A 25193-nucleotide genomic window follows, 5' to 3' on the forward strand; every position below is an offset into this window, starting at 1 on the left:
TGAGCAAAAAACCGTGAGGAATCGGTTCGGAGAACGAGTGAGCCGCGAGTGGAATTAGTTGTAACCGAGGGGTGGAGCACAAGCAAGTGAAATTCCTACGAGTGCGCTGATGATTTTTGAAAGGCTGTGTTTCACAATGAATCGACAGCCGATCACGGTTTGGCCACTCGCCCGATTATGACCTCGTTTTGTCGGCTTCGAGTACCCGCTTCCAACGGTCGCCGGTGCTGGTGGCCCACGGGCGACCGGCCGCGCGGTCCGTTGAGGAAGGCGGATACAGTCACGGCTCGACTCACACGAGCTATCGGCCCGTCACGCACCGATTACCGTGGAGACGGGCCTGTCCTAACTTCATTTCCGTCATGCAACCGGCTACGAAGCCGTTAGCGGCGGCGCGAGAACAGGCGGTACGGTCGATCGAAGTACCCGATGCGCTGCGGTGGGGATTGGGCCGCGGGGACGGAAGGGGCACCGGGGGCGTACCCGACGACGGTAGGGGTCGGGGGCCGCTGACCGTCGCTCGGAAGCGGGTGAACCACGTGAGCGCCGTCGGTACCGATCCAGGGTGCCGGCGGCCGCGGGCGGTCGCTCCCGCGGAGGGCCGTGCCCGGGATCGGGGTCCACAACTGCGGCTCGCCCCACCCCCGCCCGGCCAGCGGCGGGTGCCGGTCGATGTAGGGGTTCCGTGACCGGTCGTAGAAGAGGTCCTGCGCGTAGGTCGCTCGGGGCCGCGCGGTCTTCGCGTCGACCAACCCCGCGTGGACCAGTGCCTCCACCACGATCTGCACGCAGACGTACTCGTGACCGGGGCCGACCGGCTTGCCCACGAACCGCGTCACGATCGGGTTCCGCGCGCGGAACAGGGTGAGTTGCGCGGCGAAGCTCGGCAGGTTGTACTTCCCGCCCTCGGCCATCGCCGCGAACTCGGTCAGCCGGCGGTCCTGCTCCGGCGTCAGCGGCGTCTCGCGCTGCCGCACCCAGATGTGGCCCGCGTACAAGTTCATGCAGTAGTCCAGCGGCGTGACCCGCGTAAAGGGGGTGAAGCTGAACCCCGACTCGAGCACCCCGGGCCGGCCGTCCGGCATCGTGACGACCAGCGCGCAGTGGCCCGGCTTCCCGCTCCGGGCGAACACGTACAGGACGTTGAACACCGGGTCGGGGTCGCTGAGGAGCAGAACGTCGCCCGCTTTCGGGGCGTACTTGACCGCGGCCCCCCGCGGCACCGTGTTGAGATCGACCGCGGGGCAGTAGAGGTACCCGGACGGGGCTTCCGCCGGGACGTAAATGGGCGGGTAGGCCTTCGGCCCGAGCGGGTCGGCTCTGGCCCCGCCGAAAACATCGACGCCCGGAGCGAGAGCCAGAGTGAGAACGAGCGTCGGGACCATCGACCTACTCCTAAACGTTCCGTCGAACTGCTCCGGCTTCGAGTCACCTCTCAGCATTGCACTTACACCCCCCGCGGTAAACCGCCGTCACCGCTCGGTAAACTCCGAACCAGAGGCCCCCACCCGCCCACTCCTAAAAATCGTTACCACGCATCTCGGCACCGCCGCCGCTCTCACCCCGGCAACCGGACTCTCTATTCGGCAAGACGCACGTCTTATGGAATTGACCGCTTGCCTTATCGCCGTGGCGGACCCGTAAACGGTTCACCTACTTCGAGGGGTTGAAGGCGGAGCCGGCACGAGAAAGTACCCGCGCTGAAAGAAGGGTGTGGTCACTGGTACCGGGAACGGACGAAGCCGAGACCGACCGCGAGGGCGGCGCGACACGATTCCGGTGTCGCGAATCGGAACAGTGGCTCGACGAGCGGTGTCGCGAGCTGAGCCGACTTCGCTGCGAGTAAGGAGACAAAGTGGCCCCGCGCGTTTGGCACGCGGACTGAGCCGAGTGTGAAATCGGCCCTACGGACGGCTCATCCCCACGAAACTGCCGTCATTGTCGCGGGCCAGTGCCCAGAGAAACGCGCCGACCTCGACGCTGTCGAAGTAGAACCCGACCGCGTTGATGCGGACCTTCGACTGGCCCGCGACCGGGCGGTTCCAGGTGCGGTCGAGTGTGTCGCGCACGTGCCGGCCCAGGATCGTGCCCTGCTCCGTTTCCGAGAGCGGCGGGTTCGCGCGCTCCTGGGCTGGAGTGAGCCCCGGGCCGCTCGTCGGGAGCCCGTCGGAAAACAGGTAGATCGTATCGAGCCCGGTGGTGCGCAGCGCGAACGCCTTCTCGAACGCCGCGAACACGTTCGTGTCGTCCACCGGCTTCACTTTGAGTAGCGCGGTCCGCACGCCCTCGACCGATTTCTCACCGTCGTAGGACTGCCACTCGCCGTCGTCGAACAGCCACTTCGCCGAACTCGAAAACACGATCACCTGGTACCGCTCCAGCGTGGGGATGCTCCGCATCACCTTGCACACCGTCTCGATCACCAGGGGCCACTTGGTGCTGTCGAGGGTTTGCAGGTCGCGCTTGCCCATGCTCCCGGACATGTCCACGAGGAACACGGCCCTCTTACCGGTCATCGCGACTCCGGCGAACCGCGACTCGGAGTCCTTCTGGAACTTGTTGTACTTGTCGGCCAGTTTCGCTTTATCGCCCTGGAGGTCGATGATGGTGACGTTCGCGTCGTCGACCTTCCTGGTGAGGTCTTTGATCTGCGCGCGGGCAGTACCGAGTTCTTCGCCGGCTTTGGCAGCGCCGGCCTTTGCCGCGGCCAGTTCCTCGGCCAGTGCCTTCGCCGCTGTTTGAGCCGCGGCGAGTTGCGCGTCCAGTTCCTTTTGTGTCGCGCGGAGCCGGGCCTCGAGGTCCGTGAGCTCCTTTTGCGCGGAGCTCATGCGGGTTTCCATCGCGACGCGCTCGTCGTCCTTGGTCCGCACGAGCCGCTGGAGCCCGTCCACCTGGGTCGCGGTGGCGGCGTCCTTCTTCGTCAGCGATTCGATGTCCTTTTGCCGCTTCTTGAGCAGCAGGTCCGCGTCGGTCATCTCCGCGCGGGCGGTGGCGAGTTCTTTGGCAGTCGCGCCGGCCTTCTTCTCGATCGCGGCGAGGTCGAGTTGGGTTGCGTCGAGGCGCTCTTGGGCCGCTTTCGCCTCGTCGCGTGCTACCGCGAGCTTGCGCCCGGTTTCGTCCTTCTCGGTGCGCGCCAGTTTGAGTTGGTCCGCGAGTTGACGCGCTTCGTCCATTAACTTGAGGCGCACGCCCTCGAGCTCGGTGAGGGCCGCGGCCAATTTTCCGCGCTCGGCCTGTTCGGACGTGAGTTTCAGCTTGGTCGCGTCGAGGGCGCCCAGCGCCGCGGCGAGTTTTTTATCGGTGTTTTCCAGGTCCAGGAGCGCGGTGCGGTTCGCCTTCGCGCTCTCGGTGGCCATGCGGCTGTTGAGGAGGAACAGGAGCGTGACGCAGCCGAGCGCGCAGCAGAACACGTCCAGCATCCACATGCTGACCAGGGTCGGCTGCTTGTGGCGAACGCGCATAGCTCCTCCTCGGCGAGTGGGTCAACCGCCGGCCCGCGGGGCGACGGGCTTCTTCGCGGCTTCGGTGAACGCGGTCGAATCCTTCGGCAGCGGAATCACACTATCCAGGTGCGCGCGGGGCAGGTTCTCGGCGAGCCAGCGCGGGACGAGCGCCGCGGTCGCGGTGGCCACCGCGTTCGGGGGCAGGATCTCGACCGCGGTGCCCTCGGGCGTGTTCGCGTGGACCGCGCGCACGAACCCCGGGAGCCGGGCGGCCGCGTCCGTCAGCCACACCGCGCGCGGCGGCTCGGCCAGCCCGATGCCGGAGACGAAGTCGCGCACCGAATCCCCGGTCAGGCGCGCGAGCGCGCTGCAATGGGCTTCGATCTCCTCCGGCTGTTGCAGCACGTCCTGGAACCAGTGGGCGGTGCGCACGGTGAGGCTCATGCGCTGCCCGGCGCGGGCGCGGTCGAGGGCCTCGTCGAGTTGCTCGAAGAGCGCCTGTTCCGCGTCGGCGGAGTCGCGCGGGTCGCGCCGGCACAACCGGACGCACCGGTCCGAGATCCCGTCGAGGAGCCGGTCCTTCCACGCCTTGACCGACAACCGCGGCCACACGGCCGAACCGACCATGCGGACGAGGTCGCGTTCCACGGAAACGAGCGCGGCGGAGCAGGCGAACTCGTCCGCGTCAACCACGATGACCGCACCGGGACCGCCGGACGCGGGCCGGAGCGGGACCACCCAGTCCGCCCCGGCGGATTCGGGCGCTGCGGGCTTCCCGGTCAGCAGCGCTCCGGCGCGGTCCGCGGCGAGCGCCAGCGCGCCGACTGCGGTGCCTTTTAGCGGGAACTTGGCACGCACGGCGGCCGCCCCCACGCGCGCGACCTGGGCGGGGCCGAGATACACCGGCAGCGAGAGCACCACAGAATCCGATTCGTTCGCGACGGGTCCGCGCATCCGCTCGAAGACGATGCCGAGTGCGGATTCCGCGTTCAGCGTGTGCCGGCCGAGTTTCCACTCGCGCGCTTGTCCGAGAGCCGGGAGAAAGCTGGAGCAGACGCTGTGCGGCGCCTTTCGGCACAACGCGACGCCCGCGCGCCCGACTTCCGGGGTGCGCCGGTCGCCGGCGATGAAGAGCGCGAGTTCCGCGTCCGGTTCGTCGAGGACGAGCGTGCGCGGCTTGCCGCCGACCGCTTCCGCCAGCGCGCGGCTCGCGGTGAGGTCGATACCAACCGACCGCGCGCGGTCGTGAACGGGAGTTTGCTTACGGGACCACAGCATTCGGACACCGTTGTTGGAATCGTTGCCGGTCGCGACCCGTCCGTGGGCACCCGCGCCACTCACACGCCCGCGTGTTCCGTTGCCGGATCGTAGAGCCGCAGGAGCAGGTGCTCCTGGCAGTACTGCTGCGCGTCCGTGACGAGCGTCTCTTCGGCCCGCTGCACCATGTGTACGAAGTACATCAGGGCCAGACTCAGGACGAGCGCCACGAGTGTGCAGTCGAACGCGATCTTCAGTTGGTCCTTCGCCTGGCGGGTGAACTCCGCGATGTCGGGATCGTTCGCGCCGAACGCGCCGCCGAGCCCGCGGACCGTGCCGACGAACCCGATCGCCGGGATCGCCCACGCGAGGTAGTGGACCGTGGACATCCCCGTGACCAACCGCGACAACTCGACATCGGCCTGGTTGCGGACCACTTCCCCCACGTCGGTCGCGGACTTGCTGATCGCGAACTTGCCCAGGCCGAGCCGGATCATGTTGGCCAATACGAACGGCCGACCCGCGGTGACTTGTTCCACTTTTCGCGCGAGCGGGCGGGCGTCTTCCGGCAAAATCCGCGCCCCCTCTTCGGTGGGCAGCAGTTCCAACCCGAACGCCCGGCGCTGGCGCAACACTTCGCGGTACCGGCTCTGCAGAATGAGGGTTGCCCACACCGCGCAAACGTAACAGAGTACCTGCTCGAACCCGAGGAGCAACCGGCCCAGGCGCTCCGGCGTCCACCGGGCCGCGAGTTCCTCGCGCGATTCGGGGCTGCCCATGATTTGCCACAACGGGGCGATCACCGCGCCGACAATGAGCAGCGCGATCACGAGCAGGAGCCACTCGCGCGCGGGGCGGTGGGACGCGGGTATCGACATCAACCGTCCCCCAAACTCGGAACCGCGCGACCACCGGACCGCGCAACCACAGAGCGATATTGTCGGTCCCCAACTGTCGGGCCGCAAGCACCTGTGTACCGAACGTGCCGACATGTTAAGCTGAGCGGCCGAGAACCTGGCCCCCAACCTCCCCAGCCTCTACCCGCGCCGGCCCTGTCAGCGGAATTTCCACGTGGACCGGCTACGAAGGAAGGGGAACCGAGTCAGAAGGCACCGGCTTTAAGCCCCTCCCTTTTTAGGGGAGGGGTTGGGGAGAGGTTCTTCTATCCAACTTTACGGAGAAACACTCACCGTGCGCCATTTACTCTCCGCGCTCTTCGCACTCGCCGCACCTCCCCTATTCGCGGCCGACACCCCGAAATTCAAAACCCAGGAAATCGATACCGGCCTGAAGATCGGTTACGCCGTCATCACCGCGGACATTGATGGCGACAAGAAACTCGACATCGCGGTCGTCGATCAGCACAAGATCGTGTGGTACCAGAACCCCGGTAAACCGGACGCGCAGTGGAAGAAGCACGTCATACTCGACGGCAAGACGCGCCCGGACAACGTGTGCATCGCGGCCATCGACATTGACGGCGACGGGTTACCGGAACTCGTGGTCGGCGCCGCGTGGAAGCCGTTCGACACCGCGAACGCGGCGCAACTCGTGTGGCTGAAGCGCGGGAAGAGCGTCACCGACGAGTGGACGATGCACGAGCTGCCGTGCGACGAACCGACGGTTCACCGCGTCCGGGTGTTCGATATTGATGGCGACGGCAAACCGGAGATCGTTCACGTCCCGCTGATGGGGCGCGGGTCGAGCGCGAAGGGTAATTGGACCGACGGCAAACCCGCGCGCATTATTGCGCTCAAAGTTCCCGCGAAAGAACCGGAGAAGAAGGGGAACTGGAAGACGGAAGTGCTCTCGGAAGAACTGAACGTGTGCCACAACTTCTGTTTGGACAACGAGGTGTTCTCAACCGAAGGGCGTGGACCGCATTTTCTGGCCCAAATCCTCGTGACGAGTTATGAGGGCGTTCATCGACTCACGCGGGCGAAGGACACGTGGACAACGACCAAGATTGGGGCCGGCAACCAGGCTAACCCGAAGAGTAATCGCGGGGCGAGCGAGATCAAGGTCGGCCGCGTCGGGGCAGGCATCGGCACAATTGCGACAATCGAGCCGTGGCACGGGAACCAAGTTGTCACGTACACTCCGCCGGCGCGAGCGGGCGAGAAATTGTGGGAGCGGCACGTTATCGACGAGCAACTCCGCTGGGGGCACGCGGTCTGGTTCGCGGACCTCGACGGCGACAAGGTCGATGAACTCATCATCGGCGTGCGCGACGACCCGAACCCGAAGATGGGCGACACCTTCAAGGAGCGCCGCGGGGTGCGCGTCTACAAATGCACCGACGGCAAAGGCGCGCGGTGGGAGCGGACGATTCTGGACGACGGCGGAGTGGCAGTCGAAGACCTGACCGCGGCCGACCTCGACGGCGACGGCAAGGTTGACATCATCGCCGTGGGCCGCGCGACCGGGAATTGCCGCATCTACTGGAACCAGGGGAAGTGACTTCAATGGGACGGGCCGCCGGAATCATCCGGCGGCCCGCGGTGCGTATCAGTTCGGAATCACCTCGAACACTAACTCCGGCGCGTACCGCCGGCTAATAGCCGACGCCACTTCGCTGCGCAGGAACCCGGCCGCTCGCTCTAGTGCGCCCACCACGGCTTCGCGGTCGAAGTCGGGCGGCACGCCCACCAGTACCCGCAACCGGCCCGAGTGCGGGGCCGGCTCCACCGCGACGACGCCCGCGGCCTGTATCGCCGGGTCGCCGCAGGACGCGAACGCGCCGTGGAGCGCGTCCCGGGCCTGTCGGCACAGTTGCTGTGACTTGCGGCCCGCCTGTTTCGGGGCGTTCCACGGCTTCGCGTGGAACTCTTTGGGGTCGCTGCCGTCCTCGGGGCTGATGTCACCCGCGAGGTTCTGAAATTCGTCTGCTTTCTGTCGCCTCCGGCTCATCGGAGTCGCCTCGGATTGAAGGGAAAGTCGTAACACGCGACGCCACGTGAACGGTGATCGCAATAGGACGCATGGGACACCTCCTTCCGGGCGGACAGGATCATTGGGGCAGTGGTTCGGACACACAACGGGCCGCCGAGGTTCGCCGGCGGGTGCGTTCCGGGGCACTGGGAAGCGACTCGCTTTCACTGTGTTCAGAGAGGGACCGCTTTGATTTGGGGAAACTCTCTTCAAGCACGTTGAGTGTAGTCTTGCGTCCTCAAGGGTAGATTCGTCGATTAATAGGTCAAGTTGTCACGTTTGCGGTTGAAAATTTAAGGGGTGTAATCAACCGGAATGACCACCAAAACGGGATTTGGCGATTTAAGATTGGTTTTTCTCCCTCCCCGTGCTTCTTGCACTTCAATTTCGACACTCACAAGGTATAAGCCGGGCTCGCCCTCGAACTCAAGCCGGCACTTCGCGATGGGATTGGATTCTGTGAAATGGATCAGCCCATCAGTAAGTTCCCCGTTGATGGTCAATCTCGCTTCGGTGGAGTTCTTTTTCGTGGCCAGCTTAGCCAGGTAAGTAATCGGTGGTTTAAAATTATCGAATGCCGATTCGGTTAATAAAGCCAAATCGCGTTTAATGGTTTGCCAATTTACAATCACTGAATTCACTTTCGCAATATCGCTCTTGGAAACCTTGCCCAAATCGAAAGTGGCGACTGGATACGCTATATTAGGCTCATTCGGTTTCGCGTTCAGCACTCTAAAAGTGGAGCCGCTCATGTAGCGGGTTCCACCTTGGTGTTTCAGAGAGTTGCCGGAAAAGTTATCGAGCCGAGCTAGTGGGAGATCACTGTCATCCGTAACGGGCACACCTTTTTTTTCGTCTGCGTTCTTCGGCGTTTCGGTGGCTGAGATGGGGCGGAATGCCACAAGAACGGTAGCAGCTACTACCACAACGAAGAGGATGCCGCCGGCGACCACAAGCCACTTGAATCGCGTCAGGCCGGTTTTAATTTGATTGTTAACCAGTTCGGCCTTTTGTTCCCGCGTTAGGCTTGACATGTCTGGTGTGTATTGCCCTAGCAATTCGCGAAGCATTTCCAGGCGTTTATTAGCATCAGTCACGTCTTTTAAGGCTACGTATCGATGTCTTCTCCACAGCCCATAGCACGTTACAAATCCAGCGACGAGACACGCGAAAACTGCGTAGGGAGTGTCGATGTTGGGAACGATCTTCCACATCTCACCCATCGCAAATGACTCCAAGAATTGTTGCGTTTTGTTTAAGCATCGCCGATCCGTATCCCGCTGCAAGGTCGGTTGTCCTCGCGGAAATGCCCTCGTGAGGAAAAATCACCACTTTTCGGTATGTCTGTTACACTTTGCCCACCATCCGCAGCAGCAGTGATTCAGGGCAGCGTCGCTAGCGCCCTTTGCGACCCTCGGGGCTGACGTCACCCGCGAGGTTCTGGAACTTGTCCGCCTTTGCCTCTCGGCTCAATCGAAAGCGCCGCGGATTAAGGTCGTACCGTGCGGGCACTAATCGCAATGACGCGGCGCGGCCCCGGCGGGACGAGATTCGGACGCGCGCGGGGACACAACCCGGGCCAACAGGTTCACGCGCGCGACGGGAACGCGCGCCGTGTATACAACAACGTGCGTTCTGCTCTCCACGAAAGGAAGTGCGATGAAGCCGCGCCTGTTCACCCCCGGACCCACGACCGTTCCCGAAGAGACGCTCCTCGAACTCGCGCGCCCGGTGACCTACCACCGAGCGGCGGAAGCAAAAGCGATCCTCGCGGAAGTCAGCGAAGACCTGAAGTACGTGTTCCAGACCGCGCAACCGGTGTTCACGCTCACGTGTTCCGGTACCGGCGGCATGGAAGCGGCCGTCAGTAACACGCTCGCGGCCGGTGAGAAAGCGATCCTCTGCACCGCGGGGCGCTGGGGCGAGCGCTGGCGCGGCATCCTGAAGGCGTTCGCGGCCAACATCGTGCCGGTCGAGGTTCCTTACGGCAAGGCGGTCACGCCCGAGATGCTGGCAAAGGCGCTCGCCGACAACCCCGACACGAAGGTGGTGTTCACCACGCTCAGCGAAACGAGCACCGGCGTCGGGCACGACCTGGAAGCGTTCGGCAAGGTCGTGGCCAAGACCGACGCGCTCCTCGCCGTGGACGGAATCAGTGGCGTCGGCGCGATGGAGTGCCGGATGGACGCCTGGGGCCTGGACGTGGTCGTGACCGGCTCGCAGAAAGCCCTCATGATGCCGCCGGGTCTGGCGTTCGTGAGCGCGAGCGAAAAGGCGTGGAAGAAGATTGACGCGACGCCCGTCCGCAGCTTCTACCTCGACATCCGGCGCTACAAAAAGTCGCTGGCGGAAAGCGACACGCCGTTCACCCCGGGGAACACGCTCATCAAGGCGCAGCGCGTGAGCCTGAAGCGCATCCGCGCCGAGGGCATCGAGAACCTCTGGGCGCGCCACAACCGGATCGCCGCGGCGTGCCGCGCGGGGGTCGAGGCACTGGGGCTCAAGGTGTACGCCGAGCGCCCCAACAGCGCGCTGACCGTGATCGCGGTCCCGCAGGGCGTGGACGGTACCGCCACGCTGAAGGCGCTCGAAAAGAAGTACGGCTACAAGCTCGCCGACGGCCAGGACACGCTCAAGGGTCACATCTGGCGCCTCTCGCACATGGGCTACACCGACTCGTTCGACGTGCTCGGTGCGCTGAGCGCGCTGGAACTGGTGCTCCTCGAAAGCGGCTTCAAACTCGAAGCCGGTGCCGGGGTCGCCGCGTTCCAGAAGGCCTACGCGACCGGGAAGTAAAGAGGTGTGGTAAGATGGTTCGGGAGGCATCCCGAACCATTTTTGCTTTCAGGAGGTCGCGATGTCCGACGTTCCGCTGGACAACAAAACGCTCGCCGCCCTCATCGCCCAGAATCGCCTTGTGGCTGTGACCGACGTCGAGGGGCAGATCGTCGGGTACTTCGCTCCGGCCCTTTCGCGCGAAGAAATGGCGCGTCGGCACCTGGGACTTCCCGACCCAGAAATCGTGCGCGCGCAACGAGAGAAACCCGAGAAGACGTACACAACCGCTGATGTCAAAGCGTACCTCGGTTCTCTGGAGAGCCGGGGATGAGGTACACCGTCGTTTGGCGGGAAACGGCCCTCCAGCAACTTGCCGAGATCTGGATGGGAGCCACGGACCGCGAAGCAGTGAATCGTGCAGTCGATAACGTGGACGCGGAACTGCTCGACGACCCGGATCAAAAGGGCGAAGATTATTTCGGCGATCGTTACATTCTTAATTCCGTAATTTGGGCGCTGTATCACGTAATTTCCGACGATCTGATGGTTCACGTTCTGCAAGTCGGGCGCATCGGAATTGATCGACCCCACGAAAACACACCTTAAACCCACTGTTCAAGCGATAGCCGGAATCGCTCATGCCGCTCGTCTATGAGCCTTATGCCGAACAGGTGAAGGTTTGGCCCAAAGACGGGCGGCACATCCTCGCGCAGTACGACGACGAGAGCATCATCGTTTATCAGGCGTATAACCCGACCATCGGGCGGTACGCGAGCGCCTGCGGGCACTTCGGCGACGGTTTCAGCTTTTCGCGGATGAGTTGGGTGAAGCCGAACTTCCTGTGGATGATGTACCGCTGCGGGTGGGGCACGAAGGAGAACCAGGAAGTCACCCTCGCGCTCCGACTGCGGCGGGCGTTCTTCGACTCACTCCTCGAAAGTGCGGTTCCCTCCACTTGGGACCGCGAGCAATTCGCCACATCCGAAGACTGGTCGCACGCGGTGGGGCGGTCGTCCGTGCGACTGCAATGGGATCCGGATCACCACCCTTCTGGCGCGAAACTCGATCGGCGCGCGATTCAACTCGGCTTGCGCGGCCCGGTCCTCCGAGCGTTCGCCACAACGGAATTACTGGAAGTAATCGACCTGACCGAGTTTGTCGCGGAACAGCGCGAGGTGTTATCATCGCGCGGAACGGCTGGTATTCTCGCCCCGCGCGAGCGGGTGTACGTTCCAGATGATCCCGCGATTGCAACCCGGTTGCGATTGGCGAACTGGTCACAACCCGAGAGAGATTGAACTCCAGCAAACGGTGGAGGTCCATGAGCCTCGATATCTCGGTAGGCACGTTGGCGTGGTGCGTGGAAAATGGAGAGTTAGACGGTGCAGAGTGGGCAGCACGCGACATGCGCGAGATCAACCGTGTGCTCGCCACACGAGGGTTGACTGTACACGCTGAACCACACAGCTTGCCGCCGTTACGCGACCGCTGTCGGCTTCACGGGATGCCGTACTCGTGGATTCACTATTTGCGCCGAGCTTATGCTTACGCGCGTCAAGCCCCGCATGCGTTCGTCCCGCTCCCCTACGACTCAGATGCGACCAGCGACGAGTGCCTCGACCGTGAGATGTCGAAGTTCGATTCTCACCTGATCTGCCATTCAGATTGCGACGGGTATTACGTGCCCGTCGACTTTTTTGAACCACTTCACGACGAGCACCTCGTCGGTGAGGTGCTGGGATCTAGTCAAGGGGCCATGCGGGAACTCATATTCGTGGCGCCGTTGATCGAAATTCATCTTCATAACGCCCACTTATCTAATGCAATTGCTGAAAGAATCGCGAATGAAGACGCCGGAGCGCTTTACATCGAGCGGCAGGTGTGGTTGCAGCTCTACGAAGCGTTTCGGTTGAGCATCGAGTACGGCGCAGCGGTGAAGTTCTGCTAAACGCTCACGGCACGAACCAGTAATACACCGCGCCCGTGACCGCGGTGCCGACCACGAACAGGATCGCGCCCCACTTCCCGCGGCTCTTGAGCGACCACCACATGACCAACCCCGTCGCGGAGATGATGAGCAGCAGAACGCACGTCCCATCGATCACGAAGCTCCACACGCGCCCGGTGCGCTTCACCTCGTTGCTCATGTTCCCGCGGTTCCCGCGGTGCAGGTCGGTCATCACGATCGCCCACCCCTGGTAGGTGGACGCGACCTCTGTTGTCGCGCTCTCCACATCAATCGTCGCGACCGTTTCACCGCCGGCGCGCTTGAACTCCACCTTGATCTGCGGGCGGTCATTGTCGTCCTTCACGAACACGAAGGAACTCAGCTCGCCGCGCACGTCGAACTCCTTGCGCAGCGCCTCCACCACCGCGAGTTTCTCCTCGCCCGTTGCCTCACCAGAGGACTCGGACGGGATCGGGAGCTTCCCGCCGGGCATTTTGTCCCGCGGGAGCGGGCGCGACTCTCGCCGCGTTTGAGCTTCGAGTTTGGCGTCATCCGGCAGGAACCACTCGGTGTGGTTCAGCATGAAGCCGGTGATCGCGAAGAACAGGATCAGCGTCAGCCCGAACAGCGTGAGGTACACGTGAACCGTTCGGGACGTTTTGAGTAGCCAGCGGTGAAGGGGCGACATTACTTCTTCTTCGCCTCCTTGAATTCCACCACCGTCTCGGCCGTCTCCGCGTTCTTCTCGAATTTCACACTCGCCGGCTTGTCCTTGCACTCGATCTTGCCACTCTGCCGCAAGTGTTCGCCGAACTCGCGGTGAACTTCAACGCGAACCGTGTACGTACCTTGCGCGAGCGCGTTCCCCTTATCGTCTTTGCCGTCCCACGCGAGATCGTACTTCCCCGGTCCGCGGGTCGCCCGCGTCACGGCTTTCACGAGGTCCGCGTCGCCCTTCCCGATCTTCCACCAGTCCTTGAGGTCTTTTAGGTATTTGGGGGCGTTGCCCCACACCGCCAGCGTGCGAACGGCCTTGCCCTTTTCGTCCTCGATCCAGATCGCGGTATACGGCTTGCGGTAGCGCTTCGCGTCGATCTTCGGCAGTTCCACTGCGACCGTGACCTGATACCCTTCCGGCCACGCCGCGCCCTTTGGCTCGTCCTTCTTCTCTTGCGGCGTGAAGATGTACGTCGGCGCGACCTCAGACAGTTTGAGCCCCGCGCTCTGGTGCTGCTTGCCGACCGGAGTGATAATCAGGCACTCCGCTCCGGGAACGCTCGCGATCAGCTTCAAGCCATCTTCGGGCTTCAGCACGCAGAGCGTCGTGGCGAGCGCGTTCGCAGTGACGTTGTCGTTCGCAACCACGGTGGCGCTCGTCGCTCTCTCGGCCGGATGACCAGTTCGCGGGTCGAAGATGTGCCCGTAGCGCTTCCCGTTAATCGTGTAGAAGCGCTGATAATCGCCGCTCGTCGCGACCGCCTGGTTCTTGAGACGAAGCGCTGCGAGCGGGGCCGCGTTGTCGAAGTGCCGGAACGGGTCTTGAATGCCGACCGCCCAACCGGTGCCGCCCGGCGGCGTGCCCCAGCCGAGGATGTCGCCGCCCAAGTTGATGAGCAGCGCACTGACAGTCGGGTGTGCTTTACGGACCGCGTCGGACGCCTGCTGAATGATGTAACCCTTCCCGATGGCGTTCAGGTTCAGCGGTTGATCGGTGAGGCGCTTCACCGTGGTGCCGGTCGCATCGAACTCCCAGCCCGGCTTTTTGAGATCGCCTGTAATGCGCCCGAGAGTGAGGGCGTCCGGCACCCGCCCGGTTCGTTCGCCGTCCTTCCACACGCGGACCAACTCGCCGACTTGCCCGTTGAACGCACCACCGCTCTTCCGCTGCCACGATTCGTAAGCCCTGAGCACGTCGGCCATTTCCGCAGACACTTTCACCGGCTCGCGCGAGCGGTTCAGCTTGCTGATTTCGCTCGCGGCGTCGTAGGTGCTGAAGATCGCGCGCAGGCGCTCAATTTCGTTGAGCACGGTCAGTTCTGCTTCTTCGGCGGTGGACTCGTTAGGCGCCACGACGCACAAGTCGAGCGACGTGCCAATGACGTGATCGTGGTGAAACGGGAACTCGCTCGCCGTTGGGGAGGGCACATCGGCCGGACCCGCACCGCCCGCACTCACAATGCACCCGAGCGCGAGAACGGTCAGCGGAAGCAGGAATCGACGCATCGGGCACCGGAGGTTGTGTTGAGATTAAGTCTCAACAAGATTAGCCGAGTCGAATCGATCGGCAAGCCAAAAACGGTGAGATCGCGATGAGGTGAACGCACGAAACGCTTGTAATTCTTACACGCTTCGCACGTCGGCCGGGACCGGCTGTACTCTTTACACCATTCATTCGGTGAGTCGATTTCTTCGTCACACTTGGTTCGATCCCGAACTACTGCCCTCATCGCACCTTGCGCGGGTACATTTCCGTCTACCGTGCTCCACGAACATTCCCGGCACAGCGGTTGCGGTTAGACTTCCGACGCCCCTTGCTTCACAGCACCACGGCCGCTTTGTGCGGTCAGGCGTCTCCAACCACGGAGGTCAAGGGAATGACTCTTCGTCGGCACTTCAGCGCGATCGTCGCGGTGCTTATTGCGCCCGCGTTCGCGTCCGCCGCGAGCTACGACACTGCAAACTTCACCACCGAAGCGCCGACCGCCAAACTCGCTCAAGAGTTCGGTGAAATGGCCGAGTTCTACCGCAAAGAAAAGGCACTCGAATGGACCGGTAGAGAAATGCCCCAGTGGCCGCGCCGGTGCCCGCTCCAGGTCCAGATCACGCAGGGCTCCGCGGGCGGCGCCACGACGTTCACGTTCGGTCAGGAGGGCGGCAAGCCCGTCGTCACGAGTTTGCGCATGGAGATCCGCGGCGACGCGAAGCAGCTCCTCCACAGTGTTCTGCCCCACGAAGTCACGCACACCGTGTTCGCGCACTACTTCGGGCGCCCGGTCCCGCGCTGGGCGGACGAGGGCGGCAGCGTACTGAGCGAAAACGAGGACGAGTGCTTCAGTCACGACGTGCGGTGCCGCGAACTGCTGAACGCCGGGCGCGGCATCCGGCTCCGCGTGCTGTTCCGCATGACCGAGTACCCGCGCGACATGCTCGTGCTGTACGCACAGGGCTACTCGGTGTCGCACTACCTCGTCCGCAAGGGCGGCGACGGGCGCGAGGGGCGCGGGAAGTTGCTCCAGTTCCTCGGACTCGGGATGCAGGGCAACAGTGCCGAGAGCTGGAACGCGGCCGCGAGCAAGGTGTACGGCTTCGACACGATCGACGCACTGGAAGAGTCCTGGTTGACCGCACTGAAGAACCCGCCGGCCCGCGTGGTCGCACGCGGCACCAACCCGGCGGGCGGCCTAGCCAGTAGCGGAGGCGCGCCGCGGACGGAACTCCGCACGTCGGCGGCCCCCACGATGCCGCTGCTCGACCCGCCGGTGCGAGCCGTTCGCGGGACCGCGCCGGACCGCGAGCCGACCCGCCCGACGCACCTCCCGCCCGCCGATCCGACCACGTTCGGGAGCAGCCCGGTTGTTCGGCCGGCCGCGCCGGAACTTCCGCCGCCGGCCTTATTGCTCCCGCCGGAGCTTCCGCGACCGGTGAACCGGTAGGAGCCGACAGCCAAGCAAGAAACAAACAAACGCTCGGAACCACTCCGAGCGTTTGTTTTTGTGAGCCGCTTCGAGTCGCCGAACCGAAGAGGCTAACGGCCAACGCAGCACATCTTCGATCCCATCAACTTCAGACGAGACTGTGTGTAACAACTGGCCGGGGCGCTGTTCCCGTGCATGGTCGCGTGCGGGTATGATCGCGCCGGGTTGCGGGCGCTTCGACCTTTCCACCCCATTTCGGGGTAGGCGCGACACGAGGAACGAATCATGGCGAGCAAGAAGTGGCTGCTGGTGGCCCCGGTCGCGGGCGCACTGGGGCTCGGGGCCGGCGTGGGGGCGGACAAGTTCCTCAGCGCCGCGGGGGACGCGAAACAAGACCTCAAACCCGCGACCACACTTCCACTGACGCGGGTGGTGCTGTTCAACAGCGGGGTCGGGTACTTCTCCCGAAGCGGCGAAGTCGAGGGCGAGGCGCGTGTGGACCTCACGTTTCCCGAAAGTGATGTCAACGACCTGCTCAAGAGCATGGTCCTCGAGGACTTCGGGCGCGGGCGCATTTCGGCCGTGAGTTACGACTCCCGCGAGCCCATCGCGCGCACGCTCGGTTCGTTCGCGATCAACCTGAACAACAATCCGACGTTCGCGGGGATCATCGGCCAGTTGCGCGGGGAACGCATCGAGGTCGCCGTTAGTGCGGCCGCGGTCAACCAACCGGGCAAGCTCACGGGCACGATCGTCGGTGTCGAGAAGCAGAAAGTGCCCGCGGGCACCCAGACCCTCGACGCGGATGTGCTGAACATGTGGTGCGCGGAGGGGATGCGCGCCATCAGGATGACCGACATCCAATCGCTGCGGTTCAGCAACCCGGTGATCGAGAGCGAGTTCCGGCGCGCCCTGGAGGTCCTGGCGCTGAGCCACGATTCTCAGAAGAAGGCGGTTCAGTTGCACTTCGCGGGCGAGGGCAAGCGCAAGGTCCAGGTCGGGTACGTCATCGACGCGCCGATCTGGAAGACCAGTTACCGGCTGCTGATGAACGAGAAGGAGAAGCCGTACTTGCAGGGCTGGGCGATGGTGGAGAACCCGACCGACGAGGACTGGACCGGGGTCAAGATGGCACTCGTGTCGGGGCGCCCGATCTCGTTCAAAATGGACCTGTACAACCCGCTGTACGTGGAGCGCCCCACCGTCGAGCCCGAGTTGTTCGCGTCGCTCCGACCTGTCACGTACCAGGGCAATTTCAACGGGCGTGGCGAGCGAGGTACTGGAGATAACCAGCAAGTCTTTAACTTCAGTACCGGCCTGTTCGGGAATCAAGCTGCTCCTCGTCTGCCTGTTCCCGCGCTCGGGCCTCTGCCACTCGCATTCGATGCCCCAATGCCCCCTGCGGGCGGGAAACTCGGCGGGCTCGCCGGTGGCGTCCCCACTGACGGTGTGCCCGCGTTTGAAAAAATGAAGCTCGCGGGAGTAAACGACCCGGCCGGGGAAGCACTGCGGCGGAAGCACGCAGCGGGTACTGCGGCGGAACTGGCCCAGCGGCTGGGCGCTGGCAGTGTTGGGAACGCGGCGACGGCGGGTGCGCTGGGGGACTTCTTCCAGTACACGATCGACCACCCGGTCACGCTCCCGCGCCAGAAATCGGCCCTCCTTCCCATCGTCGGGAAGGACATCGAAGGGACGCGGGTCTCGATCTACAACGCGGGCGTGCAAGCCAAGCACCCGCTGCTCGGGCTGCGTCTCAAGAACACGAGCGGCGCGCACTTGAACCAGGGTCCGATCACGGTGTTCGAGGGCAGCACTTACGCCGGGGACACGCGCGTGCTGGACGTCCAGCCGAACGAGGAACGGCTCCTGAGCTACGCCATCGACCTGGGTACCGAAGTCGATCCCAAGGCGGGTGCGGGTAAGCAGAAGATCACGAGCATCAAGGCCGTGAAGGGGATCGTGACCACGACCACGAAGGTGACCGAGGAGACGACGTACAAGGCCATCAACCGGTCGCAGGCGGACCGCGCGCTGTTGATCGAGCACCCGAACCGGACGAGTCAGCAGTTCAAGTTGGTGGACACGGACAAGCCCACGGAGGATACGCCCGAGGTGTTCCGGTTCGCGCTCGGGCTCAAGGCCGGTGAGACCAAATCGTTCACGGTCAAGGAGGAGCGCGATGACGTGAGCACGATCGCGCTGACCAACGGGGCGGAAGACCAGATCCGGTACTTCGTGTCGCTGAGTGAGGCCAGTCCCGCGCTCAAGCAGCGGCTCGCCGAGGCGCTCACGATCAAGGGGGGCTGGGACGCGACCGCGCGCGAGCTGGCCCAGGTGACCGCTGACCTGCAGCGGTTCACGATCGACCAGGACCGGATTCGTAAGAACCTGCGCGAGACGCCGAAGGAGTCCGAGGTGTACGCGACGTACCTGAAGAAGCTGTCGGACCAGGAGAAGGAGATCGACGCACTCACGGCCAAGCAGAAGGGGCTCGTGGGCGACGAGTTCCAGGCTCGCAAGAAGTACGAGCACTTCCTCGCCAACATCAACGACTGATTCAGGTGCAGCACTCTGCCCCTGTGGGGCGCCAATCGTGTAGACGGCAAACACCGCCCGCTCGTTGGCACTCGCGGTTCGCCAAAAGACTCCGAGCGAACCGCGAGTGCAACGAGCGGGCGGTGCGTCCCGCACCGGCCATTTCCACGCAATAAACGGCCTGACATGAGGCCGCGCGGCCTTTGTGAACCTCGTGCCGCTCTGTATCCTCAACCTGATACTCTTTAATTTTAAGAGGCCGGCCCCGTCTCATAACGGTATCCCGACCATGCCGCAGAAAGTCTACATCGAAACCGTCGGCTGCCAGATGAACGTGCTCGACAGCGAGCTGGTCATCGGTGCCCTCCGCAAGCACGGCTACGACCTCACCGATTCTCCCGCCGACGCGGACGTGCTGTTGTTCAACACGTGCTCCGTGCGCGAGCACGCGGAAGACAAAACGTACTCGGCGCTCGGCCGCGTGCGCCCCATCAAGCGCGACAAACCGGACACCGTCATCGGCGTGCTGGGCTGCATGGCGCAGAAGGACCAGGACGCGATCCGCAAGCGCGCCCCGTTCGTGGACATGATCGTCGGTACGGGGCAGTTGGGGGCGGTGCCGGAACTGGTCGATAAGGTGCGGGCCACGCGCACGCCGCAACTCGCGGTCAGTTTGGGGCGCGCGGACGGCGGGCGGAATGAAGTCGAAGCGAGTTTCATCAGCTACGACCCGGCCCGCGACCCCTCGATGCGCCCGACGCCGTTCCAGGCGTATGTCCGCATTCAGATCGGCTGCGACAAGTTCTGCACGTACTGCGTGGTGCCGAGCACGCGCGGCCCGGAGCAGAGCCGCCCGCCGGAACACATCTGGAACGAGGTGCGCCAGCTCGTCGATCAGGGCTGCAAGGAAGTCACGCTCCTCGGCCAGACGGTAAACAGCTACGTCTACGAGTCGGGCGACACGCGCACGCGCCTGAGCGACCTCATCGCGGGCATGCACGAGGTGAACGGCCTGGAGCGCATCAAGTTCGTGACGAACTACCCGAAGGACATGACGGACGACCTGCTCGACGCGGTGCGCGAGTTGCCGAAGGTCGTGAAGTACCTGCACGTCCCGGTTCAATCGGGGTGCGACGAGGTGTTGAAGCGCATGAAGCGGAACTACACTGCTGATTATTACATGGAGATGCTCGCGCGCTGCCGGGAACTGGTGCCCGGCGTGTCGGTGAGTTCGGACTTCATCGTCGGCTTCTGCGGCGAAACGGAAGAGAGCTTCCAGAAGTCGATGGAGTTGGTCCGCGTCGCGCAGTTCAAGAACTCGTTCATCTTCAAGTACAGCGAGCGCGCGGGCACGAAGGCCGCGGACCGGTACCCGGACGACGTGCCCGATGACGTGAAGAAGCGCCGAAACAACGACCTGCTCGCGGTGCAGAACGAGAACAGCCGCATCGACCACCGCGCGCAAGTCGGCAAGGTGGTGGAAGTCTTGGTCGAAGGCCCGAGCCGGCGTGAACAGCGCGCGAGCCGCGGCCGCGAAGAGCCCGGTCACATCACACAACTCACCGGCCGCAGCATGGCCGACCACATCGTGGTGTTCGACGGCACCGAACGGCTCGTCGGCCACACGATCCGCATCGCGATCACCGACGCCAGCCCGTTCACGCTGTACGGCAACGTACTGACCGACGAAAGCGTGGGCGTGGATACCACCGACCGCCAACCCAACCGGGTGCCGAATAGTCCCCCCTCCAACCTCGAGATCGGGACGCGCCCGGAGCGCTTTTCGCTTCCTCTAATTTGAGGGTCCGGCGCGGCGTCCCTACCTCGTAGCAAGCGCCGGGTCGTAGATACTCACCGGCGCTTGCCAGCGAGTGCCTGCGACCCGAGGGGCGATCGCGGGGTTCAGCACGACCAAGTTTCACACCGCCGGCCCGGGGATCGTGCTCGGCGCAACGGCCCTGGTGTGGAAGCTGAAATAAGGCGGGCTGTGTCGGTCTCACATTGCCGCGGTATCATCTCTGCATGGCCTCTCTCGAAGACACCATCCTGAAAGCCGTGCGCGACGCGGACCGCGGGCGCCGGAACCTCGCCGCGCTCGCCGCGCACCTCGGGGCGTCCGCGCCCGAACTGTTCGCGCCGCTCGGTCGGCTCCTGCCGCGGACCGCGGACCCGGACATGGCGCTCAACAATCTGGAGCGCCTGTTCGCGCGCCCGGACGCCCGCGCGCACCTCCCCGCGCTGCTCGAAACGCGCGCCCGCGAACTCGACGCCACGCTCCAACTGCTCGCCACCTCGCAGTTCTTCGCGGACACGCTCGCGGCCTACCCCGAGTTCCTCGCGACCGTGTTCCACGTGCCCAAGCGGAACCCCTTCACCCCCGAACTCATTGCCCAACTCAAAGGCGAGGTGGACGCGGCCGGCGACGACGCGGGCGTGCTGCGCGCGTTCCGCCGGTTCCGCGACCGGCACACGCTCCGCATCGGCATCGGCGACGTGATCCGCGACCGGCCGCTCGAAGAGATCACGCGCGAACTCTCTCGCCTCGCCGACGCATCGATCGAAGTCGCACTCCAGCACGCGCTGCGAACCGTTACGACACGGTTCGGTAGCCCGACCGCGCCGACCGGTCAGCCCGCGAAAATTACGACGCTCGCGTTCGGCAAACTCGGCGGTGACGAGCTGAACTATTCGAGCGACATTGACCTGATGTTCGTGTACGACTTCGACGGCGAGACTAATCGAAGGTCGGGAGTGAGCAACGCCGAGTTCTTCGGCCGCGTGGTCAGCGAAGTCGTGCGGTTGCTTTCGAGCCACACGGACCGCGGGTTCGCGTACCGGGTGGACCTGCGCCTCCGGCCGGAGGGGAACCGCGGGTCACTCGCCCGGAGCCTGGCGAGCACGCTCAGCTACTACGACACGATGGGCCGCACGTGGGAGCGCCAGGCGCTCATCAAGCTGCGGCACGTGGGCGGCGACCCGGCGCTCGCGCGCGACTTCCTCTCGGCCGTCGAGCCGTTCGTGTACCGCAAGTATTTCAGCTTTTCCGAGATCAACGAGGTGAAGGCGCTCAAGCGCCAGATGGAAGCGAAGGCCCAGCGCGCGCAATCGGACAACACGGACCTCCCGCGCGACGTGAAGACCGGGCGCGGCGGCATCCGCGACATCGAGTACACGGTCCAGTTCCTTCAGTTGCTCAACGGCGGCGACCTCCCGGCCGTGCGCCAGCGGAACACGCTCCTCGCGCTCGAAGCGCTGGAAATCGCCGGGTGCCTGAGTTCGCAGGAGACGTACATCCTCGCGGACGCCTACCGGTTCCTGCGCAAGACCGAGCACCGGCTGCAACTGCTGTTTGACCTCCAGACGCACAAACTGCCCGCCGAAGGGGACGAGCTGCGGAAACTCGCGCGGCGCATGGGGTACGCGATAGCACGGAACGCGGAGCGCGGAGCGCGGAACGAAGACGAGCCACCGCACGCCCCTCCCGAGGGCGGGGAACTCGGTCCCGAGGGCGGCGCTTCCAGTTCCGCGCTCCGCGCTCCGAGTTCCGCGCTCTCCGCGCAGCGCCGCTCGCCGCTCGACGAGTCCGACCCGCCGCCGCTCGACACGCGCGACCTGTTGGTCGATCCACTCGACCGGTTCCTGAAAGACCTGCAGGACAAGACGTCGATCGATCGCACCATCCTGAACCACTTGCTGCACCAGTCGTTTCAGGGAGAAGACGGGCACTCGGAGCCGGAAGCCGACCTGATTCTCGACCCGGACCCGGACGCAGAGACCGTGCGCGCGGTGCTCGGGCGCTACCCGTTCCGCGACGTGCCGAAGGCGTTCGCCAACCTGTCCGCGCTGGCACGGGAGAGCGTGCCGTTCCTGTCCGCGCGCCGGTGCCGGCACTTCCTCGCGAGTATCGCCCCGCCGCTCTTGCGCGCCGTGGCCGCCAGTCCCGATCCGGACGCGGCCCTCACCGACCTGGAGCGCGTCAGCGCGTCACTCGGCGCGAAGGCCGTGCTGTGGGAGCTGTTCAGCATCAGCCCGCCCAGCCTGAAGTTGTACGTCGAACTGTGTGCCGGGAGCCCGTACCTGTCGGGGTTGCTCATCAACAACCCGGGTATGGTGGACGAACTGCTCGATTCGCTCGTACTCAATCAACCGCGCACGGCCGACGAGCTTCACGCCGAGTTAACGGAACTCCTCCGAGGGGCAACCGATCCGGACCCGATTCTGCACAGCTTTCAGGACAAAGAGTTCCTGCGCATCGGTGTGGGCGACCTGCTCGGCAAGGCGGACGTGCGCGTCACCACCGCGGCCCTTTCCGACGTGGCCGACACGATTCTGAACCAGGTCGTGGAACTGGTCGAGCCTTCCGTTCGTGCGAAGTTCGGCGATCCGATCATTGAAGCGCGCGACGGCCCTCAACCGTTGGAGGACGTTTTCACCGGCCGGCTGACACCGGCCGTTCGCCCAGAATGTCCCTACGTCCTTCTCGGCCTCGGCAAACTCGGCGGCCGCGAGATCAGTTACCACAGCGACCTCGACCTGCTGCTCGTGTACGAAGCCGACGGCACGACGTCGCGCGGTGAGGCGAATCGGTTGTATTTCACCGAACTGGCGCAGCGCGTCATCAAGACCGCGAGCCGGATGGGGCCGATGGGCCGGCTTTACGAGGTGGACATGCGGCTGCGGCCGACGGGCAAGTCCGGGAGCCTCGTGCTGCCGCTCTCGGAGTTCCGCCGGTACTTCGCGAGTTCGACGTGTCAGCTCTGGGAGCGGCAAGCGCTCGCCCGCGCGCGGGTCGTTCGCGGAGAGGCCCGGTTCGCGGACGAAGTGACGGCCGCGGTCCGTACCGCGATGCTCGGTCCCGCGTGGCACCCGGAGGTGGTGGACGAGGTGCGGGCGATGCGCCAGAAGCTCGAAGCGACCGCCAGCCAGTGGAGCCTGAAGCGCGGACCGGGCGGGTTAACGGACGTGGAGTTCGCGGTGCAGTTGCTCCAATTGAAGTACGGGCGCAAGCACCCGGACGTCCTGAAGCCGAACGTGTGGGACGCGCTCGACGCACTGGCCGCGGCCGGCCTACTCCCCGCGAACGATGCGACCGCGCTGCGCGACGGCTACTCGTTTCTGCGCCTCGTCGAAGCGCGCTTGCGGATCGTGACCGACCGGCCACTGACGGAGATCCCCGAAGCGGCCGACGATCAGGCGAAACTCGCGTACCGACTCGGGTTCGTGGCCTCTTCGGACTTCCTCGGAGCGTTTCGTGAGGCTACCGCGGGCATCCGAACGGCGTATCTCGCCGCCACCGCGCGCGAGCGATCATAAGTAGATCACGCGGGCCGTACTTCTTCCCCCATCTCGCCCAAATTCTCGGGGCAGCGGGCGATTCTGAAATCCGCGAAACCGGTCGGCGTCTGGGTGGGTAGAATACGCGTGACCGACGTCCGAATCGGCCCTCTAGCAAAACCGCCAGGCCGATTCATCTCGGAAAGGATCAAAACTCATGATGCGTTTCTCTCGCCTGGGTTTGGCGGCCGTTTTCGCCGCGACTCTGGCCGCCCCGGTTGCCCGCGCCGCCGAACCGGACAAGCTCCTCCCGGCCGAAGCGGACACCGTCGCCTACATCAATTTCAAGCAGATCCTCGAATCCGATATCGTTAAGAAATACGCTCTCGACCAGATCAAGCAGGCCCTTGCCGGCCAGGACGCCAAGAAGTTCCTGGAAGACATGGGCCTGGACCCGATGAAGGACGTCGACAAGGTGTGGCTCGGGATGTCCGGTTCGACCCCGGACGACACCAAGGCGCTCGTGATCGTTCACGGCACCTTCGATCCCGACAAGCTGTTCAAGGCCGCCGAAGCCGTCACCAAGAAGGACGGCGACAAGTTCAGCATGGTGAAGGACGGCACCGCCACGATGTTCAAGTACCAACCGGACCAGGGCAACCCGGTCTACGGTACCGTGGTGAACGACACCACCGTCATCGCCGGCACGGACAAGAAGCTCATCGCCACCGCGCTGAAGCAGTCCGAGGACAAGAAGAAGGCCCCGATCAAGGCCGAACTCACGGACCTCATCAAGCAACTGGATGAGAAGGCGTCGCTGTTCGCCACGTCGCTGGTGAAGGGTAAGTTCGACGCCGTGAAGTTCCCACCGCAGTCGCCGATCGACCTGTCCGGGATCGAGAAGTCGCTCCCGAAGACCAACACACTCAGCCTCGTCATCCGGGTCACCGCGGACATCAACCTGGAAGTCACCTTCGGGATGAAGGACGAGGATTCGGCCGCCGACATGGGTGACGCGGTCGCGAAGCTCGTCAAGGACATCGGCGGGTTCGTCCCGGCGCTGGTCGCGTTCGAGCCGAAGGCCAAGCCGCTCGGCGAGATCCTCAAAACGGTCAAGTCCGATGTGAAGAAGACCAGCGTTACCCTCTCCGGGAAAGTGGTCGGTGACATCATCGGTAAGCTGATTACGCCGGAAGGCTAAGTCGATCGAACTGCAAACACAGCGACACGGGCGGCCTTTGGCCGCCCGTGTTTGTTTTTCGCGTCGAGTGAGCCGCGACCGGTGGTGTCTTGAGTGTGGTCCGCTCGCTCCGCGAGCGGTTGGACCCACGAGCGCAATCGAGTACGCACTAACTCGGGTGGGGCGAAGCCCCGCTCGCGGAGCGAGCGGAC

At 64.2% G+C, this 25193-nt stretch carries 19 protein-coding genes; 11 read left to right on the forward strand and 8 right to left on the reverse strand.

Features of this window, described 5'->3' with window-relative positions; translation table 11 throughout:
- Nucleotides 1-383: 383 nt before the first annotated feature.
- The 4 genes from J8F10_RS27970 to J8F10_RS27985 form a co-directional block, all read right to left on the reverse strand.
- Nucleotides 384-1385, reverse strand: coding sequence for a hypothetical protein (locus J8F10_RS27970; RefSeq protein WP_210659627.1), 1002 nt, complete (start codon nt 1383-1385; stop codon nt 384-386).
- A gap of 519 nt (nt 1386-1904) precedes the next feature.
- Entirely contained in the window at nt 1905-3461 is a 1557-nt protein-coding gene (locus J8F10_RS27975) for a VWA domain-containing protein (protein WP_210659629.1), read from the reverse strand.
- Nucleotides 3462-3482: 21 nt separating this feature from the next.
- Complete coding sequence (locus J8F10_RS27980; protein WP_210659631.1) at nt 3483-4721, reverse strand: hypothetical protein; 1239 nt, start codon at nt 4719-4721, stop codon at nt 3483-3485.
- Nucleotides 4722-4780: 59 nt separating this feature from the next.
- The gene (locus tag J8F10_RS27985; RefSeq protein WP_210659633.1) at nt 4781-5578 is read right to left on the reverse strand and encodes a MotA/TolQ/ExbB proton channel family protein; all 798 of its coding nucleotides are present in this window, start codon (nt 5576-5578) and stop codon (nt 4781-4783) included.
- Between the two features lie 313 nt (nt 5579-5891).
- Between J8F10_RS27985 and J8F10_RS27990 the strand changes: the two genes are divergently transcribed.
- Complete coding sequence (locus J8F10_RS27990) at nt 5892-7160, forward strand: FG-GAP repeat domain-containing protein (RefSeq protein WP_210659635.1); 1269 nt, start codon at nt 5892-5894, stop codon at nt 7158-7160.
- Between the two features lie 48 nt (nt 7161-7208).
- On the opposite strand, the gene J8F10_RS27995 is transcribed toward J8F10_RS27990, so the two are convergent.
- Both J8F10_RS27995 and J8F10_RS28000 read right to left on the reverse strand, forming a co-directional pair.
- Nucleotides 7209-7610: a ribosome-binding factor A gene (locus J8F10_RS27995; protein ID WP_210659636.1), complete on the reverse strand. Its 402-nt coding sequence runs from the start codon at nt 7608-7610 to the stop codon at nt 7209-7211.
- Between the two features lie 314 nt (nt 7611-7924).
- The gene (locus J8F10_RS28000) at nt 7925-8854 is read right to left on the reverse strand and encodes a hypothetical protein (RefSeq protein WP_210659637.1); all 930 of its coding nucleotides are present in this window, start codon (nt 8852-8854) and stop codon (nt 7925-7927) included.
- 436 nt (nt 8855-9290) lie between these two features.
- On the opposite strand from J8F10_RS28000, the gene J8F10_RS28005 reads away from it, so the two are divergent.
- The 5 genes from J8F10_RS28005 to J8F10_RS28025 all read left to right on the forward strand — a co-directional run bounded on the left by J8F10_RS28005 (nt 9291) and on the right by J8F10_RS28025 (nt 12357).
- Nucleotides 9291-10427 carry a pyridoxal-phosphate-dependent aminotransferase family protein gene (locus tag J8F10_RS28005; RefSeq protein WP_210659638.1) on the forward strand — a complete coding sequence of 379 codons (1137 nt, stop codon included), beginning with the start codon at nt 9291-9293 and terminating at the stop codon, nt 10425-10427.
- Between the two features lie 61 nt (nt 10428-10488).
- Nucleotides 10489-10740, forward strand: coding sequence for a hypothetical protein (locus J8F10_RS28010; protein ID WP_210659639.1), 252 nt, complete (start codon nt 10489-10491; stop codon nt 10738-10740).
- A complete protein-coding gene (locus J8F10_RS28015; RefSeq protein WP_210659640.1) occupies nt 10737-11015 on the forward strand; it encodes a hypothetical protein in 279 nt (92 codons plus the stop codon). Before J8F10_RS28010 ends, J8F10_RS28015 begins: the two co-directional genes overlap by 4 nt.
- Nucleotides 11016-11047: 32 nt before the next feature.
- On the forward strand, nt 11048-11707 hold the full coding sequence (locus J8F10_RS28020; protein WP_210659641.1) for a DUF4291 domain-containing protein: 660 nt from the start codon (nt 11048-11050) through the stop codon (nt 11705-11707).
- Nucleotides 11708-11730: 23 nt separating this feature from the next.
- Nucleotides 11731-12357 (forward strand): hypothetical protein, encoded by a 627-nt coding sequence (locus J8F10_RS28025; protein ID WP_210659643.1) that lies wholly within the window; start codon nt 11731-11733, stop codon nt 12355-12357.
- A 4-nt stretch (nt 12358-12361) separates the two neighbouring features.
- Here the strand turns inward: J8F10_RS28025 and J8F10_RS28030 are convergent, their stop codons facing one another.
- Nucleotides 12362-13045, reverse strand: a complete 684-nt coding sequence (locus J8F10_RS28030; RefSeq protein ID WP_210659644.1) for a PepSY-associated TM helix domain-containing protein — start codon at nt 13043-13045, stop codon at nt 12362-12364.
- Entirely contained in the window at nt 13045-14580 is a 1536-nt protein-coding gene (locus tag J8F10_RS28035; protein ID WP_210659645.1) for a DUF2271 domain-containing protein, read from the reverse strand. The genes J8F10_RS28030 and J8F10_RS28035 overlap by 1 nt, the downstream gene beginning before the upstream one ends.
- 371 nt (nt 14581-14951) lie before the next feature.
- Between J8F10_RS28035 and J8F10_RS28040 the strand changes: the two genes are divergently transcribed.
- The 5 genes from J8F10_RS28040 to J8F10_RS28060 all read left to right on the forward strand — a co-directional run bounded on the left by J8F10_RS28040 (nt 14952) and on the right by J8F10_RS28060 (nt 25002).
- Nucleotides 14952-16010 (forward strand): hypothetical protein, encoded by a 1059-nt coding sequence (locus J8F10_RS28040; protein ID WP_210659647.1) that lies wholly within the window; start codon nt 14952-14954, stop codon nt 16008-16010.
- A gap of 267 nt (nt 16011-16277) precedes the next feature.
- On the forward strand, nt 16278-18548 hold the full coding sequence (locus J8F10_RS28045; protein ID WP_210659649.1) for a DUF4139 domain-containing protein: 2271 nt from the start codon (nt 16278-16280) through the stop codon (nt 18546-18548).
- Between the two features lie 268 nt (nt 18549-18816).
- A complete protein-coding gene (gene miaB / locus J8F10_RS28050) occupies nt 18817-20328 on the forward strand; it encodes a tRNA (N6-isopentenyl adenosine(37)-C2)-methylthiotransferase MiaB (RefSeq protein ID WP_210659651.1) in 1512 nt (503 codons plus the stop codon).
- A gap of 221 nt (nt 20329-20549) precedes the next feature.
- Nucleotides 20550-23840: a bifunctional [glutamate--ammonia ligase]-adenylyl-L-tyrosine phosphorylase/[glutamate--ammonia-ligase] adenylyltransferase gene (gene glnE, locus J8F10_RS28055; protein WP_210659653.1), complete on the forward strand. Its 3291-nt coding sequence runs from the start codon at nt 20550-20552 to the stop codon at nt 23838-23840.
- A 178-nt stretch (nt 23841-24018) separates the two neighbouring features.
- Nucleotides 24019-25002 carry a hypothetical protein gene (locus tag J8F10_RS28060; protein ID WP_210659655.1) on the forward strand — a complete coding sequence of 328 codons (984 nt, stop codon included), beginning with the start codon at nt 24019-24021 and terminating at the stop codon, nt 25000-25002.
- Nucleotides 25003-25193: the final 191 nt, after the last annotated feature.

This window comes from Gemmata palustris, assembly GCF_017939745.1.
Taxonomy (GTDB): Bacteria; Planctomycetota; Planctomycetia; order Gemmatales; family Gemmataceae; genus Gemmata; species Gemmata palustris.

Excerpts from the sequence above, each read along its gene's own strand:
- J8F10_RS27970 (WP_210659627.1), bottom strand. The coding sequence starts at position 1,385 with ATGGTCCCGACGCTCGTTCTCACTCTGGCTCTCGCTCCGGGCGTCGAT.
- J8F10_RS27975 (WP_210659629.1), bottom strand. The coding sequence starts at position 3,461 with ATGCGCGTTCGCCACAAGCAGCCGACCCTGGTCAGCATGTGGATGCTG.
- J8F10_RS27980 (WP_210659631.1), bottom strand. The coding sequence starts at position 4,721 with ATGCTGTGGTCCCGTAAGCAAACTCCCGTTCACGACCGCGCGCGGTCG.
- J8F10_RS27985 (WP_210659633.1), bottom strand. The coding sequence starts at position 5,578 with ATGTCGATACCCGCGTCCCACCGCCCCGCGCGCGAGTGGCTCCTGCTC.
- J8F10_RS27995 (WP_210659636.1), bottom strand. The coding sequence starts at position 7,610 with ATGAGCCGGAGGCGACAGAAAGCAGACGAATTTCAGAACCTCGCGGGT.
- J8F10_RS28000 (WP_210659637.1), bottom strand. The coding sequence starts at position 8,854 with ATGGGTGAGATGTGGAAGATCGTTCCCAACATCGACACTCCCTACGCA.
- J8F10_RS28005 (WP_210659638.1), top strand. The coding sequence starts at position 9,291 with ATGAAGCCGCGCCTGTTCACCCCCGGACCCACGACCGTTCCCGAAGAG.
- J8F10_RS28010 (WP_210659639.1), top strand. The coding sequence starts at position 10,489 with ATGTCCGACGTTCCGCTGGACAACAAAACGCTCGCCGCCCTCATCGCC.
- J8F10_RS28015 (WP_210659640.1), top strand. The coding sequence starts at position 10,737 with ATGAGGTACACCGTCGTTTGGCGGGAAACGGCCCTCCAGCAACTTGCC.
- J8F10_RS28020 (WP_210659641.1), top strand. The coding sequence starts at position 11,048 with ATGCCGCTCGTCTATGAGCCTTATGCCGAACAGGTGAAGGTTTGGCCC.
- J8F10_RS28025 (WP_210659643.1), top strand. The coding sequence starts at position 11,731 with ATGAGCCTCGATATCTCGGTAGGCACGTTGGCGTGGTGCGTGGAAAAT.
- J8F10_RS28030 (WP_210659644.1), bottom strand. The coding sequence starts at position 13,045 with ATGTCGCCCCTTCACCGCTGGCTACTCAAAACGTCCCGAACGGTTCAC.
- J8F10_RS28035 (WP_210659645.1), bottom strand. The coding sequence starts at position 14,580 with ATGCGTCGATTCCTGCTTCCGCTGACCGTTCTCGCGCTCGGGTGCATT.
- J8F10_RS28040 (WP_210659647.1), top strand. The coding sequence starts at position 14,952 with ATGACTCTTCGTCGGCACTTCAGCGCGATCGTCGCGGTGCTTATTGCG.
- J8F10_RS28045 (WP_210659649.1), top strand. The coding sequence starts at position 16,278 with ATGGCGAGCAAGAAGTGGCTGCTGGTGGCCCCGGTCGCGGGCGCACTG.
- miaB (WP_210659651.1), top strand. The coding sequence starts at position 18,817 with ATGCCGCAGAAAGTCTACATCGAAACCGTCGGCTGCCAGATGAACGTG.
- glnE (WP_210659653.1), top strand. The coding sequence starts at position 20,550 with ATGGCCTCTCTCGAAGACACCATCCTGAAAGCCGTGCGCGACGCGGAC.
- J8F10_RS28060 (WP_210659655.1), top strand. The coding sequence starts at position 24,019 with ATGATGCGTTTCTCTCGCCTGGGTTTGGCGGCCGTTTTCGCCGCGACT.